The organism is Nodularia sp. LEGE 04288, from assembly GCF_963896525.1.
In the GTDB taxonomy this organism is placed as follows: Bacteria; Cyanobacteriota; Cyanobacteriia; order Cyanobacteriales; family Nostocaceae; genus Nodularia.
Window position 1 is genome coordinate 23489 of sequence record NZ_CAWQOY010000113.1, and the last position, 17222, is coordinate 40710.

The 17222-nt window shown below is 41.9% G+C and carries 9 protein-coding genes, 1 tRNA gene and 1 pseudogene; 5 read left to right on the forward strand and 6 right to left on the reverse strand.

Translation table 11 applies throughout. The features are described from left to right. Nucleotides 1–89: 89 nt before the first annotated feature. Nucleotides 90–2216 carry an ATP-binding protein gene (locus AACX33_RS13385; RefSeq protein WP_194002024.1) on the reverse strand — a complete coding sequence of 709 codons (2127 nt, stop codon included), beginning with the start codon at nucleotides 2214–2216 and terminating at the stop codon, nucleotides 90–92. Beyond that, complete coding sequence (locus AACX33_RS13390) at nucleotides 2209–3228, reverse strand: hypothetical protein (RefSeq protein ID WP_228049101.1); 1020 nt, start codon at nucleotides 3226–3228, stop codon at nucleotides 2209–2211. The genes AACX33_RS13385 and AACX33_RS13390 overlap by 8 nt, the downstream gene beginning before the upstream one ends. Before the next feature lie 211 nt (nucleotides 3229–3439). Here AACX33_RS13390 and AACX33_RS13395 point away from each other — a divergent pair. Continuing rightward, nucleotides 3440–3634 (forward strand): annotated as a pseudogene (locus AACX33_RS13395) (DNA adenine methylase); the annotation flags it as partial. Here the strand turns inward: AACX33_RS13395 and AACX33_RS13400 are convergent. From AACX33_RS13400 to uvrA, 4 genes are all read right to left on the reverse strand, one after another. Continuing rightward, entirely contained in the window at nucleotides 3573–3953 is a 381-nt protein-coding gene (locus AACX33_RS13400; RefSeq protein WP_194002029.1) for a hypothetical protein, read from the reverse strand. The pseudogene AACX33_RS13395 and the gene AACX33_RS13400 sit on opposite strands and share 62 nt — an antisense overlap. A 202-nt stretch (nucleotides 3954–4155) precedes the next feature. After that, nucleotides 4156–4229 (reverse strand) — tRNA-Met (locus AACX33_RS13405). A gap of 86 nt (nucleotides 4230–4315) precedes the next feature. Continuing rightward, complete coding sequence (locus AACX33_RS13410; RefSeq protein WP_194002031.1) at nucleotides 4316–4732, reverse strand: hypothetical protein; 417 nt, start codon at nucleotides 4730–4732, stop codon at nucleotides 4316–4318. Nucleotides 4733–4901: 169 nt separating this feature from the next. Continuing rightward, nucleotides 4902–7778 (reverse strand): excinuclease ABC subunit UvrA, encoded by a 2877-nt coding sequence (gene uvrA / locus AACX33_RS13415; protein WP_194002190.1) that lies wholly within the window; start codon nucleotides 7776–7778, stop codon nucleotides 4902–4904. 529 nt (nucleotides 7779–8307) lie between these two features. On the opposite strand from uvrA, the gene AACX33_RS13420 reads away from it, so the two are divergent. From AACX33_RS13420 to AACX33_RS13435, 4 genes are all read left to right on the forward strand, one after another. After that, the gene (locus tag AACX33_RS13420) at nucleotides 8308–10818 is read left to right on the forward strand and encodes a DUF7925 domain-containing protein (RefSeq protein ID WP_194002033.1); all 2511 of its coding nucleotides are present in this window, start codon (nucleotides 8308–8310) and stop codon (nucleotides 10816–10818) included. 81 nt (nucleotides 10819–10899) lie between these two features. Beyond that, nucleotides 10900–11466: a DUF11 domain-containing protein gene (locus AACX33_RS13425; RefSeq protein WP_194002035.1), complete on the forward strand. Its 567-nt coding sequence runs from the start codon at nucleotides 10900–10902 to the stop codon at nucleotides 11464–11466. 336 nt (nucleotides 11467–11802) lie between these two features. Further along, a complete protein-coding gene (locus AACX33_RS13430) occupies nucleotides 11803–13347 on the forward strand; it encodes a hypothetical protein (protein WP_416209822.1) in 1545 nt (514 codons plus the stop codon). After that, nucleotides 13344–17219 carry a TonB-dependent receptor gene (locus AACX33_RS13435; RefSeq protein WP_227789082.1) on the forward strand — a complete coding sequence of 1292 codons (3876 nt, stop codon included), beginning with the start codon at nucleotides 13344–13346 and terminating at the stop codon, nucleotides 17217–17219. The genes AACX33_RS13430 and AACX33_RS13435 overlap by 4 nt, the downstream gene beginning before the upstream one ends. The last annotated feature ends 3 nt before the right edge of the window (nucleotides 17220–17222 follow it).

Here is a 17222-nt window from a genome sequence, read left to right on the forward strand (position 1 = left end):
ATTATCAATGGTTCCAATTCAAATGAAACTTTTCATATTCATTTTTGCAGAATCATCTGAATTGGACATATTTTACTGTGTTAAATCAGCTATTCAGTTATACGGCATACCCATTTATAAGTACCTCCGCTTGTTTTTGTTCGGGATTCAGACTTCCAATCTTTTCCTTCTTCACCTAAAACTTGTGTAAGTGTTTGTTTGATACAACTGTTTACTGTTGATATATCATCATGTAGCTCTTCTGGCAGAAACTTTTTAGTAAGTTCCATGAGTTTACCCCAAGGAAGTCCATTACTATTAACAACTCTTTGCTGAAACTCACTATCTCTCGTCAGTTCTTCAATGGCTTGATTAATGCTATTAACATACCAATCTCCTGTTTCTGGTGTTGGAGAACTTTCTGACTCTTGTTCTGAAATTTCTCTAGTTCCTTCTAAATCTTGACCATCTAGAGATATATTATTGACTTGTCCATTTAATTCTCTTTTGATTTTGGTAGCAAACGTCTCAACAGATTCTTTATCATAGTTAGAATCTAAAGGGTATGGATATATTTTTTCAAATGATAGCGCACGAAACGAAACAGGATAAGGATTAGCACTTACACTACTCCACATTACTCCTTGTCCTGGTAATGGTTCGTTCAAAAGACCACCTAGTAAATCATCACTAAAGTGAGAATTAGCTCTTTGTAAACTCTTTAAATCTGAAGCAGATAGTAAGTGAAATACAAACCAATTATCACCTTGACTAAGTAATTCAACCGGAATACTTCCAGGTTGTTGAGTAATCATCACAGCACCTAAGTCATATTTACGTCCTTCTTTAAACCAATCTACAAAAGCTCCATTACTTGAACCACTACCTTGATTAAGGACACTTTGGGCTTCTTCTAAAACAGCAATGGTAGGAATAGTTTTAGCATCCTTTTTAGTAAAGTTATCCTGGTTATGATTAAATATTTGTTGAAGAATCAAACTAGATAAAGTTAGCCCTTGTTCTCCTCGCATCTGTGAAATATCTACAATGCAAAGCTTGCCTTCTTTCAAACTTTTTTTCAAGAAATCCATCAGACGACTATTAGGATCATGTAAAGTTCTGACAATATAAACTATGTTGCTTAAAGCTGCTCCAGCTTCTGCATCAGACCCGTCGCCGATACTTAGTAAATCCTTCACTTTTCTTATATCTGCACCATAGCCATCTTTGTAAGCTAAATCAACAATTTGTATCCACTTTTCATTAGATAATCCTCTGATTTTGCGAACATTTTGCTGTTCTTGTCGCTCTGGTGACAATGCAACGCCAACAATTTCAGTAGGTTTCAAACGCCTAATATCCAGCTTAACACCACCAGCTACAAAAGAACCATAAAAATCACTAGGAGCTTCACGACGAGTAAAAATTACAAGTTTATCTTGTAAATGTGGAACATCTGTAAAACCAGGTCTACCGTTATCATCTGGCCAGAAATATTCACCTTCTGGATCAAAGATTAGGGTTCCCACTGGGACTTCTTGATCTCGTTTCTTTTTAGTTGGTATTGTTTTGTATAGTTCGCTAAACAACAATTTGACCAAGTTAGACTTCCCATAACCAGCCCGTGCAAATACAAATGATCTTCGGGAAACTAAATTCTGTACAGGAAAATGAGTAATAACTTCTGGATGTTTAACCTGCATCCAATCAGCAACACCAAGCCGTGAATCATCACCAGCGTAAACAAATTCTCCCAGTGCAAAAAAACCAAGGTCTGCTCCTAGAGTATTATGTCCTGCTATTTCTCTTAAAATCTCATCACTTGGAAAAGCAACTTTACTACCAACATGAGGAAGACGACGATGAGAAGCTACAAATACAAACTTTCCATTAGAGTGACGTATTACTCCCAGAACTCTGATATTAACTCGATATTTTACGTATTGTTCACGCAGGTCTTCTGGAATTTCTCGGTCTTCTCCCATCGCTCTTAAACTGAAATCCTCACCATGTTCTCTAGTCAGTTTTCCGTCTGAGTAGAAAGATGTGATTCTTCCTAAAACCGCCTCATCTTCAGTAGCCAGTTGTACCAGAAGAAACTGTCCATGCATAGGAATACTTTGAAAATCATTCCGATATGGCAAGACAATATCCGCATGAAATTCCAGCCCTCCTTCACTGAAACCTCTAAAAATACCTGAGATATTTTCCTTGGGAAATAAAGGTGTGTTATTCATATCGCAACATACTTACATCAGATTGTAGTCTAACTCTATCCACAACATTTTGTTCTTCTGGAGTGAATGATTGACGCACAGCGTTGACAATCATATCTTCCATCACTTCCATATCAAAACCCACTAGAGCAGCTTGCTCATGGGCTTTCTGTAAACATCTAGGATAGAAGGGAACTGGGAAACCATCATTAGCATCTGCCAATAAATACCCCATGACTTGGGAAACTTGCTTAAGCTGAGGGAGAAAAATATCAACTGGCCAGATTGGATCATTTATGCGACTACCAAATCTGACCATAAATAAACGTCCCCCTACAAATTTTTCAGCTTCACTTCCTGTAGCGTACTCGTCCCAAATATATGCTTTTCTTTGAATATGTGGCGGTATTTCTACATAGCATGGATAACCTTGAGTCAATATTCCTTCTAATGCAAATGCTAATCTATATCGTGTAATTACCTTGCTTTTTTTAGAAAAACCAACCAGATAAACACGCCTTCTAGTCAGACAATAAATTTCTTTGATAGCATCATTAATTTTTTCTAAAAGATCCTTAAAGAGTTTTTGGGTGAAAATTTTGCTTCTTAGGAGTCCATCACGAACAATTAAAGTATCTGTATTAAACCCTCCTTCCTGAAGCATCTGATACAAAGCTCCCCATTCTGCCAAATCACGATACACTAAAACCCATGAAGGGTTAGGATTTTCTTCATCAGGTTTAGGTATCATCGGGCTAAGTTCCCAAAGAGTTTCTACTCCCAACTCTTTCATCATCAGCCCCAAAGCTGATTTATGATTACCATCCTTGTCTAGGTGGCTAATTGACAATTCTTCAATATTTGTCGTTGGAGAAGTTAAATCTAGTAACAGTTCTCTCCCGTAAGAGTCTACAACCCTAACCAATTGAAATAAGTACGGATCAAAATTAACTTTATTGTTTCCTCCATCAGCAGCAACAAGAGAAATAGATGTTGTTGTTCTAGGATTAATTCGACGCACTTCAGTTTTCAATGGTCGAATCTCACTACGTAGTTCTTCTATGACTCCTTTATCTGTCGTGGCTCTTTCTTCCAGTTTCCTCTGGACATTGCTTAAAGTATCGGGCGTTATCATTGATGATAATATTTAGATAATTGTATAAATTTTAATGTAATGTCATTCATCTACAATCAACACAACTAATTTCCCAGATTCTATTTCCTCAAATCTGGCTGCCAAAAGTGATGATTCACCTCAAATTAGAGACAACTTTCCCAACTCTCATCTGTGTGAGTGGGAATTGCAGTATGGCATGAATAACTATAAACAAGGTAGTGCAGCCAAAGGTAAAGAATTATTCATTACCAATTATGAACTTAGTCAATTCCAAACCAGCCCCCAGTATCACCACCAGCCCAACCGCCAGAACGTGCTGTAGGAAAAGTTTCATTGCAGAGGTCTTTAAATTCTTGAGCCGCACTGATATCTTTACCCTCATAACCTTTGGGGTGAAATATCCGCCCAATGTATCGTCCTTGTAAGCGAATTTGACCCATGACATAAATTCCACCACCAACAGAGTAAATACTTGCCTCTGAATGACGAGAATAACAAGCAATATAACCACCATCTTCCCCGGTGTACTTGTTAACTGTGGTCAAAACTTTCTCTGTATACCCAGGTGCTGGCCAGTTAACAATAGACCCTTGAGCATTCACATATACTTTAAAATCTTCTGGTAAAAAATACTCTGTCATTTGATTACACCCACAAATCAATAGTGTAATAGCTGTAGCAGCTACCCAGCAATATGGAGCAACTTTAATGATTGTAGTCTCCAATTTTACAGTATATTTACAGCACAAATCCCACATTGGTATCAATGTGGATCAAAACAGCGAAAAAACCGATAGTCAATTTTTTGACTATCTGCTGTAACTTGGTAAATTTGTTTTAAAATGGCTCAGGTCAGATTTGAACTGACGACCCCAGGCTTATGAGTCCCGTACTCTAACCAACTGAGCTACTGAGCCTTACGTTTCATACTTTGTCATCATAGCATATAGGTTTTGGTATGGCTAGTGTGTTGAGAGATTAATTTTTTCAGCCCCTGGAGGATCTAAAAGGAGTAAGGGATTGGTTTGATAAACTGAGTATTGGCGCGCACAAAACATCGAATTTTGATATCTTCTGCACTGCCTTCTTTGGCAATATACAGCCAGGGTAAACCTTGTTTATCTCGATAAATTCTCGGATTTGCCACGATATTGAGATTATCACCTTTTGCAAGCGATCGCACCACAGGGTAATTCACTCCAGCTTGGGCGCGACAATTAAGCTTGCTAGTTACAACATTCCATACAAGATGGTCAGATTTCTTCCTATTCTGAAACTGGCTGAGAATTGATGTATAGTCACCTTGTCGATTCGGCTGTGGATATTGGAAGCTATTAGTTGGAGCATTTGCTGCAAGTGGCATTAATCCTAATAATGCCAGTCTTACTACTAAAACTCCATGACTTAAATTCAGTTTCATAGTCAAATCTTTCTATTTTATTAAGTATTGACTATAAAAAATGCAGATTGTGTCCAAAGTTGCTCACTCAGGATATAGAACCCCGACTTCTCTAGAACCCCTAGATCCCCGACTTCTTTGAGAAGTCGGGGATCTGGTGTTAAATTTACCTTTGCGTGAAACAGAACTCCTACTTCCTCCCCTTGGAATACTGCTTTAAAACCTGCTGCAAATATTGTCCAGTATAAGAACGAGGATTTTTAGCGACTTCCTCCGGTGTCCCCACAGCAATGATTTCTCCCCCTTTATCGCCACCTTCAGGCCCCAAATCAATCACCCAATCAGAGCAACGAATCACGTCTAAATTGTGTTCAATCACTAAAATTGAATTGCCTTTATCTACTAATCTCTGCAACACATCCAACAATTTATGGACATCATAAAAAGATAATCCTGTAGTTGGTTCATCTATTAAATAAAGTGTCTTACCTGTCGCCCGGCGAGATAGTTCTGTGGCTAATTTCACTCGTTGCGCTTCACCACCAGATAAGGTAGTTGCAGGTTGTCCCAATTTGACGTAACCCAAACCGACATCATATAAAGTTTGCAGCCGAGTCACAGCTTTAGGAATGTTTTGGAAAAATTCTAAACTTTCCTCAACCGTCATATTGAGAACATCAGAAATTGACTTATCTTTGTATTTCACCTGCAAAGTTTCGCGATTATATCTTGCACCTTTGCAAACTTCACACTGGACATAAACATCGGGGAGAAAATTCATTTCAATGACATTTACACCCTGACCGCTACAAGCTTCACAACGTCCACCTTTAACATTGAAAGAAAATTGTCCGGGTTTATATCCTCTGGCTTTAGCTTCTACAGTTTGGGAAAATACATCCCGAATTGCATCGAAAATACCTGTATAAGTTGCAGGATTAGAACGTGGTGTACGTCCTATGGGCGATTGGTCAATCACAATGGCTTTATCTACTGCATTTAATCCCTGAATTTCCTGTAAGTGTCTCGGTAAAGGAACTTTCTTCGTTAAATGATGTTGTAATGAGGGATAAAGTAATTCATTAATTAGAGTAGATTTACCAGAACCAGAAACGCCAGTTACAGCGACGAGTTTACCTAAAGGAATTTCAACATCAATATTTCTTAAATTGTTACGATGAGCGTTTTTAATTCCTAAACTGCGTCCGTTTCCTTTTCTCCGTTCCTCTGGTGTAGAAATTACTCTTCTTCCTGATAAATAAGCACCCGTTAAAGAATCTTCTGCTGCTAATAAAGTTTCTAAACTTCCTTGAGAAATAATATTTCCACCGTGGATTCCGGCACCGGGGCCAATATCAACGATATAATTGGCTGCACGGATGGTTTCTTCATCATGCTCAACTACGATTAAAGTATTACCTAAATCGCGTAATTTAGTTAAAGTTTTGAGTAATCGTCCATTATCTCGTTGATGCAAACCAATACTTGGTTCGTCTAAAACGTAAAGCACTCCAGTTAAACCAGAACCAATTTGTGTTGCTAAACGAATCCGTTGGGCTTCTCCACCAGAAAGAGTCATGGCGGGACGATCTAGAGTAAGATAATCTAAACCAACATCTAACAAAAATTGCAATCTAGCTTTGATTTCTCTTAATACTAAATCAGCAATTTGAATTTGCCGATCGCTCAACTCTAACAAATCAATTCTTTCCCGACAATCCCGAATCGAAACTCCAGTTAAATCTAAAATTCCATATTGTCCTAACCGTACCGCCAAAGCCTCTGGTTTTAAACGTTTTCCCCCGCAAACTTCACAGGGTTGATCAACCAAATATTGCTCTAACTTCTGCTTAACTAACTCCGTTCCACCCTCATATTGACGTTGCAAAATCGGAATCACACCCTTAAAACTCTGCTTTGTTTGGGCTGCTTCCTTCTCCCCATACATCACAGTGTGTTGCTGTTCCACAGTTAGCTGATTCCACTTAGCCTGTAACTCAAACCCAGTAGACTGTCCCACACTATAAAGTAATTCCAAATAATAAGAATTATCTTTTTCCGACCAAGGCGCGATCGCAGCGTAAATTGGTGCGTTCGGGTCTGGTACAATCAAATCAGGCGTAAATGTCTTTAATGTCCCGATGCCGTGACAGTGCGGACAAGCACCATAAGGCGAATTGAAGGAAAACAAGCGCGGTGATAACTCTTCCATCACCGCCCCATGTACCGGACAAGCAAAGTTTTCGGAAAAGACTAATTCTTCTTCTTTCTCTTCGCCATTCTCAGAAGTCAAACTCACTAGAATGGTAGCAATACCACCGGATTGTTTTAAGCACGTAGACAGAGAATCTACCAAACGCTCTTGAATACCAGCTTTTTTCACCAAGCGGTCGATGACAACTTCGATAGTGTGGGTAATATTTTTATCTAATTCAATCGAGTCTGACAGTTCGCGGACTTCTCCATCCACACGCACCCGCACAAAACCCTGAGAAGCCAAACTAGATATCAGCTTGCGGTGAGTTCCTTTTTTACCTCTGACAACTGGCGCAAGAATTTGGAACTTAGTTCTATCTGGTAAATCGGAAATGCGATCGCACATCTCATCGATGGTCTGGGGTGCAATGGAGCGATCGCATATCGGACAATGGGGTTCACCAGCGCGACCAAACAATAACCGCAAATAATCGTAAATTTCCGTCACCGTCCCCACTGTGGAACGGGGGTTGTGGGAAGTAGACTTTTGATCGATGGAAATGGCGGGACTTAAGCCTTCAATGGCTTCCACATCCGGTTTATCTAATTGACCTAAAAATTGCCGCGCGTAGGCGCTGAGGGACTCTACATAACGCCGTTGACCTTCGGCGAAAATGGTATCAAAGGCTAAAGAAGACTTACCCGAACCAGAAACGCCAGTAAATACAATCAGGCGATCGCGCGGTAATTCCAAGTCAATATTCTTCAGATTATGCTGCCTAGCACCCCGAATCCGAATGGTATTCTGGCTGTTGTGCTGAGAATTAGGAAGATGTCCATTTAAGGATGGGGCTAGCTTTTTATCTGACATATCGGCTTGGTGATAGTAAGAGGCGGCTTGAAACAATCCTTCATAATACTATCTTTACTACGGTTATTGTAGAACAATCGTACTGTTTCAGGTAGTGATTTCTCCACAATATGCTTTCAAAATAGATGTATTTTTTGTTACTTAACCTTATATAGTAGTTTTTAAGTGTTTAGTATTTTTGAATTGCTCAGTTAATATACTTAAATTGGATCTTTTTTTCGCTGCTAAAAAAATCTGGGTTGATTTGATTAAAAGTCTTGTATGGCAAGATTTAGCGGCAAATTTTAGTTTTGGCATCCTGAAAATTTACATAGATTTTATTTATCAAGTTTATAACTTTAACAGATTAATTTCAGTAAAAATACAAGTTGATTTAATATGTAACTAATCATACGATAGGCATCTTACCGCTTCATAACCTGATTATTGCAATCAAAAGCAAGCGTAACTTATGTATATTTAAGTAAATATTTACATTTAGAATGCTTACTTAAATAACCTCGCCTGAAACAGATAAATAACAGTTAGCATGAACCATTCCCAGAGAAAACAATCAAAATTTTATCGTTCATTAATAGCAACAGCATTATTAGCTGGTAGCTTTTTTGAATTTGCTTTACCTGTAATTGCTGAAGGTACAGCCGCCGGTGAAAGCATTAGTAACACCGCCACAGCTACCTACGAAGACCCTAATAATCCAGGGGAGACAATCAACTCTACATCTAATACGGTGGTTGTTACTGTAGCAGAAGTAGCAGGTATTACCGTTGCTGGGTTAGCCGTGAATAATGTCACAAATCCCGGTGAACCCCCTGCGCCCACTAATACTCTCAACTATGAATACACTGTTACTAACGTTGGTAACGACCCCACCAGAATTAGGATTCCCAATTCGGCGACTGTGACTGGCCCTGGTACTGCGGGTACTGTACAAGTCAGTGAAAACGGTGGGACAACTTGGGTTGATGTTACTGATCCTAACTTTTTAACTAATTCAATTCCAGCCGGTGGTTCCGTGTTAGTCCGGGTTCCCGTGATAGTCAACGCCGGTGCGAATCAAGGTGAAGATATTACCGTTCAATTGGGTAATACACCCGCTAACGGTCAGAATTTACTGCGAGATCCCCAGCCTGGTGACGTATATACTGAAGATAACCCTGATCCTAGTGCTATTCCTGGTGAGGTAGTTGGACTACCAGTCAATGGTGTTCGAGAAGCTAGTGCTACCCAAACAGCCACTGTGAATGTACCGGATAAGCCTTATGCTTTAGCTACAGTCCTGAAGACACGGGGTACTTATACTGATCAAGGAACTCCAGCAATCACAGATGATACATTAAACTATGGTTTGAGTTTGCGGGTTGAGAACACTGACCCCACCAATAATGGAATTACCCCAACAGCATTAGTGGGGACAACTATCAACCTCAATGGTACAAACCAAACTCACATCTTAGTTTCTGATGCAATTCCCCTAAATACTCAACTAGCCGCCATCCCCACTGCACCAGCTGGTTGGCAAGTTGTGTATACCACTACTCCTGTGACAACTAATGCTAATCAAGCACTGTGGACTACCAGTGATCCTGGTGATTTGAGTACTGTCACTCGGATTGGTTTTATTAATATCCCCGGAACTATCACTTCTGTTGCTCCTGGTACAACGGTAACTGGGTTCTCATTGCAGGTAAAAGTCAGAGATGCTGTGACTGCACTATCTGTAACGGTGAACAACATTGCCCAATTATTTGGTCAAACCGACGGTGTGACACCAGTAGACGGCAATGGGGATAGTGTTCCCGATAACCTCGTTTATGACGAATCTGGAGACCAAAATCCCAGCAACTATAATGGTGTCGGTAGTATTCCACTAGGTTCTACAGACCCCAATGGAGATGGTATTCCTGATACAACTCCGACGATCTCCGATGGCTATATTAACGACCCAGCAGATTTAACCAACACTGGAACTGATACCAACAATAACAACACTGGTACTGGCCCTAGTGGTGAAGCCAACACCTTTGAAATCAACGCCCCCGCCAATGTTCTCAATGGGCCGGATGGTGTACCAGCTGCAGTTGGTCCTACCGATAATAATGACGACTTCACTAATCAATCGGCTGCGGTTCCCGTCGGTCTCGCACCAGGGTCTACATTTAACCCAGATGCTGTAGTTTTCACTAACACAGTGCAAAATAATGGTGGTGCTACTGCTCCGATTTCCTTAGTACCCACGCCACCAGCGACTCCTGGTGATTTACCGACTGGTACAGAAGTCACCATTACAGCTAATGGGGATACGAGAACTTACGTCTGGAATGGTACTGTATTTACTATTGGTGGTAATCCCATTGATGACACTTCTGATTACATTACGATTCCTAACGTAGCACCAGGAGCCACCGTAAATTACACTGTTACGGTGAATTTACCTGCTAATACTCCGTTATCTACCGATATTGACCGGGGTTTCCCAGTACCCGTTACAGCTTTTGTTGATGATGCTACCCCCGGTGTACAATCTGAACCTCAGAATACTACTATCGACCGTGTATATACTGGGTTCTTGAAATTGGTGAAAGAATCACGCATTTTACAGGGTGATGTTAATGCTCCAGCAGTACAGGGTACTGATGGCACTTTTAGCACCACTCAGAAGCAGCCTGCACCAGGGAACATTATTGAGTACCGAATTACCTACAGCAATATTTCTGATGTTCAAGCTGGTACGGGTAATGTGATTTTGACAGCTGGCAGTGTGGTAATTGTGGAAGATGGTGTGACTGCGCCGAATAACTGGGCTTTAGATAACGATGGTAATACTGAGATTGATACCAGCAACGTCGTAGGCTCGGCTCAGGCTTCTTCTGGAATTGGAACGATTAATTTCTTCAATGGTAACCCAGCAACTAATCCGGTCACTACCACTACCACTGGTACAACGGTAAATACAGATGTCACTAGGTATACAAATAATGTGGGAACTGTCGTACCCAATGCAGATGGGACGTTTACTTTCCAACGTAGAGTGAACTAACTCTTTGTAGAGATGTAGCAATGCTATGTCTCTACATCTCTTGGAGGAAATCAAATTACAGCAGTTTTTGAGGGTATGAAAATGAAGCGGATTTCAGTTGTCGGTATCGGTGCGATCGCTTTAATTGCCACAGTGCCGTTTGTTGGTAATATACCAGGATTAGGTAAGATTTGGGACTCCAGCAGTGCGATCGCACAAAATGCGGCCAAAGGTCAAGTACAGTTGCGCTTAGAAGCCGAAAAGCAAGTCATTACCCAGGATCAGCAAGGTAAGCAAGTTAAGCAATGGCAAGCTTTACAAGGTAAAGTCACAGTCAAACCAGGTGATGTTCTACGTTATACAATAATTGGCGAAAACACCAGCGATCGCCCAGTTAAAAATCTGACTCTCAATCAACCCATTCCTCAAGGTATGGTATATGTGCCGAAGTCGGCAAAAGCTGATGTCAACAAAAATAGTAAAATCACTTACAGCATTGATGGCGGACGTAACTTTGTTGAAAACCCCACAGTCAAAGTTACCTTACCTAATGGGAATGTAGAAAATCAGCCAGCACCAGCCAGCGCTTACACTCATATCCGCTTATATTTACCCGTGGTAGATGGTAAAACCACAGTCCAAGCCAATTATCAGGTGCAAGTGCGCTAATTGTTGGGTAATTTATTGAGGGTAAATTTGGTGTGACTATTTCTGCCTATAAAACCGATTTAATGTCAAGCCAAATTCTGGGAGAGATGTTGCATTACTCAATCTCTACATCCCTCTATTTACCGAAAGATTTTGGATTTTAGATTTTGGATTGGGAATTTCGGTACAAGCCCCGCTCCTTCAGGGCGGAATTAATCCAAAATACTCGCTGCGCTGTGTACGCTTCGCTAACGCCAATCTAAAATCCTCAAGCTCCACACTTTAGGGTGGAGTAAATCCAAAATCCCAAATTGATTTACCCACATCCTACTAGGTTCCTGAGAGGAGAAATATTTAGTGAATCGGTTGTCCAAGGGAAAAAAAAAGTTTTTTAATTACAGATGGTTGCAAAAGTTAACCGCAACTTTTTTCATAGGAGGTATATTGTACAGTTCTATATATGTCACAGCCGCCGAATCTGACAATTTAGGAGCGCTGCCAACTATTAATAATCAAGCTCGTTATACTTATACAGTCCCTGGGAGCGATCTGAAATTTGAAGGCACTTCTACCCAGATAGATACAAATACTCTCAGCATTCCATTAATTGACCCCTTCGGCAGAATTTTAGGTTGCAGTGGGGAACTTTTACCAGATTATACAGATTTTTCTGTTGGTGTTTATGAACTAGATCCTAACGATCCCACAGAAACAGAATTAGGTGAATTAGTTACCCTAACCCGCACAGAATTACCTGATATTCCTAATAACAATGTTCCGGCTGGATTACAACCAAATATTCAGAATATTAATCCCTATTTCTTAAATAATCAAGAGCCACGTGGTACTTATAACTTTTTATTAGATCCGAATATTGGTCAAACTGACCCCGGAAAAACCTATATTTTTGTGGTTAATCCCCCGAATAACTCTATTTATCAGCAACGACGCATCAGAATTAAAATATTAGAAAATAATGGGGATACTAATAACAATGTTATTCGATATGTAGCGACTTCTTTAGATGGTGAACCCATCACTACCACAGGCGATACTAGCTTTACAGATACGGTGGTTGTTGTCCCCAATGCCGAAACTGTCGGACTGGATTTATTAGCCTTTCGCTTCACCACGGGGATGTGTCAAACCAATCAGTTGCAGATTCTCAAAACAGGCGATCGCGCTACAGCAGAACCCGGAGATACAGCCATTTATCGGATTTCGCTTCGCAATCAAAGTGATGCAGCTTTGACCAATTTAATTGTGACTGATAATTTACCTCTAGGATTCAGATTTTTACCCACATCAGTCAGAGGAGAAATCGACCGTCAGCTAGTAGAAATCACTACTTCACACAACGGGTCTAGCATCACATTCAATCCCCAAACTACCATTCCCATCGGCAAAATCTTAAATATAGTCTACGCCGTACAACTAACTCCCGATGCTGTGCGGGGTAGTGGTCGAAATAGTGCCATTGTGAATGCACAACGAGTTGATAACAATTTTACGATCAAAGATGGTCCAGTTACCCATTACTTAAGAATCCGCCCAGGAATTACCTCAGATTCCGGGACAATTATCGGACGGGTTTTTGTAGATAAAAACTTTGATGGTGAACAACAGCCCGGAGAACTTGGTGTTGCCGATGCAGTAGTGATTTTACAAAATGGCAACCGCATTACTACTGATGTAAACGGCTTATTTTCCGTAGCCAATATGTTACCCGGAAGCCATACAGGAGTCTTAGACCTCAGTAGTGTACCTGGTTATACCTTGGCTCCCAATCAAAAATTCCGCGAACGCAATAGCCAATCTCGCTTAGTACGTTTAGAGCCTGGTGGTTTGGTGCGGATGAACTTCGCAGTTACCCCCAGTCTCCAGGAGCAAGTCGAGAAATGAAAGCCATAGCACCAGGAAATACTTTAAATTTGAAGTTGATGGCAGCCATGGCCGGAGCTATCAGCATGATATTATATCCGGCGATCGCTAATGCCGCAGCGCCAGAAAACTCCGATTCTTCTCTTAACTTCGAGGGGACTGGGGAGCAGGAATTGGGGACTGGGGATTCCTTATCATCTGAAATCACCAAACCGCAACCCACAAAAAACCCGAAATTCCGGGAAAAGTTGCGTCAAATAGCCAAGTTAAAAGCCGAGAGTCAAACATCATCTTTATCCACCCCTCCCACAGAAATTCCATCGTTTCAACCAGCAACTGACCGAAGAGGCAGAGGGGAAGGGGGCAGGGAGCAGGGGGAACAAGCCCGAACTCTCTGCGCGGAGCAAAGCGAAGCCGAGGTACTCTTAAGCGCCCCATTACAAGCGACCTCTGGGTCTTCTCCCTTGCTCCCTGCTCCCTGCTCCCCTGCTTATTTTGACAACCCACTACCCAAAGGTTTACTGCAACTAGCACAGACACCAGAAGAAGCGCCTATTGTCAAGATTCTCACTCCCACTGCCGATACAATTGCAGATGTACCAGCTAGTACGGTAATTTTACAATTTCCGGTAGGTAAAGACATCGAACTGCGTGTCAATGGCCTGTTGGCAGACCGGACTTTAATTGGGAGAACAGAAACCAATGACAAGACCAACTTAGTAACGCAGACATGGTATGGTGTCTCCCTCAAAGAAGGGATAAATCAAATCTCTGCACAAATAGTAGGTGAGACAGAAGCGCCGGTAACAGTCCAGGTGACAGTGCGGGGAGCGCCCACCCAACTGAAAGTGGAAACCCTGGAAGCCGCTATCCCTGCGGATGGCCGTTCCGTCGCCACAATTAGAGGTGAACTGATTGATGAAAATGGCAATCGCTCGAATCGCAATGCTGTTGTCACTCTCATCCCTACAGCTGGTGAGTTTGTCAGCGCCGATTTCAAACCCGACGAACCCGGATTTCAAGTTGAGGCTAAGGGGGGACAATTTACAGCCCAATTGCGATCGCCTTTACAAGCTCAAACAGTGCGTATCCGCGCGATTTCTAATAACTTAGAAGCCTTTACTCAATTACAATTCCAAACAGCTTTGCGCTCTAGTTTGGTAACTGGGGTAATTGATGTCCGTTTTGGAGGTAGAAGTACTAATTTTTACAGTAGATTTCGAGATTTCCTGCCCCCAGACAAAGACAATAATAGCCAATTAGATGTGCGTTCTGCCGTATTTGCTACGGGAAAAGTCGGAGATTGGTTGTTTACAGGTGCTTATGACAGTCAGCGGAATCTCAACGAAGACTGTAACTGTGATACGCGACTATTTCGGAACGATCAATTTCGGGAGCAAAACTATCCGGTTTACGGTGATAGTTCTACTGTTCACGTCCTGACTCCTTCCAGTGACAGCTTATATCTGCGGTTCGAGCGTTCGAGCCAAATTCCCGGAACATCCCCCGATTATGCCATGTGGGGAGACTACAACACAGAAGAATTTGCGCGTCAGTCACAGCAATATACAGCCCTGACGCGACAACTGCACGGTTTTAAAACTAATTACAACTTCGGCGACTTTCAATTTACGGGTTTCTACGGTAATAACGTCCAGAGCTTTCAACGAGATGCGATCGCCCCTGATGGTACTAGCGGTTTTTACTTCCTTTCTCGGCGGCTATTAGTTCCCGGTAGTGAAAACGTCTTTTTGGAATTAGAAGAATTGAATCGTCCCGGAACCGTGGTAGAACGTCAACAGCTCAACCGCGGCCCAGATTATGAAATTGATTACGATCGCGGCACAATTTTATTCCGGGAACCCATTCTGCGTACAGATATCAGTAACAACGGAGAAGTTTTAGTTCGCCGCATCGTCACCAGTTACCAATATGAGAGTCAAGACACCAACAGCAATATCGCTGCTGGACGTTTGCAATACAACTTATCTCGCATCATTAACCAAGAAAGTTGGTTAGCTGCAACTTACATCCGGGAAAATCAAGGAGTGCGCGGCTTTGAACTGTATGGTGCAGATGCGATGATTTCTCTCGGTTCAAACCGGAAATTAATGGCAGAATATGCCCATTCCACCAATGATTCCGACTTAATGGGATTGGTAAATGGTCAAGCTTATCGTTTAGAAGCCCAAGGCGAGATTTTTAATGGTCTTCAAGGTCGGGGATATTATCGCTTTGCTGATACCGGTTTTGCCAATAATGCCACAATTAGTTTCGTTCCCGGACAAACTCGTTATGGAGCGCAATTAATAGGTAAATTAACTTCTACCACTAATCTGAGGGTACAATACGACCACGAAGATAATTTTGGCATTGCCCCACAGCCTTTAGATACCTTCGAAGAATTATTTGCACCAGGTTCGACAGCAATTCCCGGTAGCAAAGTTGATAATTCCCTCACCACAATTACCGCCGGGATACAGCAACAACTGGGTAGTGCTACTGTCAACTTCGATTGGATTCATCGGGATCGAGAAGACCGCATTGCTACCGACTCCTTAACCAGTAAATCCGACCAATTGCGTTCGCGTCTCAGCCTTCCTATTGCCGAAAACCTCACTTTCTTAGCCCAAAATGAACTAACCATATCCAATCAAACAGACACAGTTTATCCAGACCGTAGCATCTTAGGGATCAATTGGGCAGCAATACCCGGAATTAATATTAGTCTGTCTCAACAGTTTTATAGTGGTGGTCAATTTGACGGTAACTCCATTACCAATTTGAGTGTCAACGGCGAACACAAACTAAGTCCAGATACCAGCATTACCGGACGTTACTCAATTTTAGGTGGTGCGAACCAAATTACCACCCAAGGCGCAGTCGGTCTAAAAAACCGTTGGACAATTGCCCCTGGTTTGCGGTTAAATGTAGCTTACGAACACGTATTTGGCGAATTTCTGGGAACCACCGGCGCAGGACAACAATTTCTTCAACCCTTCGCCATCGGTCAAAGTGCTGCCTCTCTTGGCTTCACAGGTGGTGATAGTTACAGTGTCGGCTTGGAATATACAGATAACCCCAACTATAAAGCCAGCGCCCGTTATGAACATCGTAGTTCTGGCAGTGGAAATAATACCGTAATTTCCGCTGGAGTTACTGGTAAAGTTTCATCATCTCTCACCGCCTTAGTCCGTTATCAACAAGCCAGTTCCGCCAACCAAAGATTAATAGGATTAGGAGATACAGCCAGTCTCAGAGTAGGTTTAGCCTACCGCGACCCCAAAAATGATAAATTTAACGCCTTATTGCGTTATGAATACCGCAAAAATCCCGCAACCATTCCCGAAACCATATTTTTAGGGACTGGTACAGGTTCTCAAGATCATACCTTTGCCGCCGAAGCTATTTACGCCCCCAATTGGCAATGGGAATTTTACGGTAAATACGCCCTTCGTAACAGCACCTCGTACTTAGCTAACGATTTAGCCGGCACAAGCACAGTAAATCTGGGACAATTACGGGCTACCTATCGCCTGGGATACAGCATGGATTTAGTCACAGAAGCTCGTGTAATTCATCAATCTAACTATACAGAAACCGGGTTTGTTGTGGAAACTGGCTACTATCTCACCCCTAACCTGCGACTAGCCGCCGGCTATGTTTTGGGTAAAGTTGACGATCGCGATTTTTCTGGGACACGTTCCGGCGGTGGTCCCTATGTAGGTATAACGGTGAAACTCAACGAATTATTTGACGGCTTTGGCTTACAAAAAATTCCCCCACCCCAGCCACAAGCATCGATGGTCAAAACCTTAGTCAATCGACTCAAGGACACAAAAACCACCAACGCTGTCATCACAACCTTAGTCGAACAGCTTAAAAGGAGATAGGGG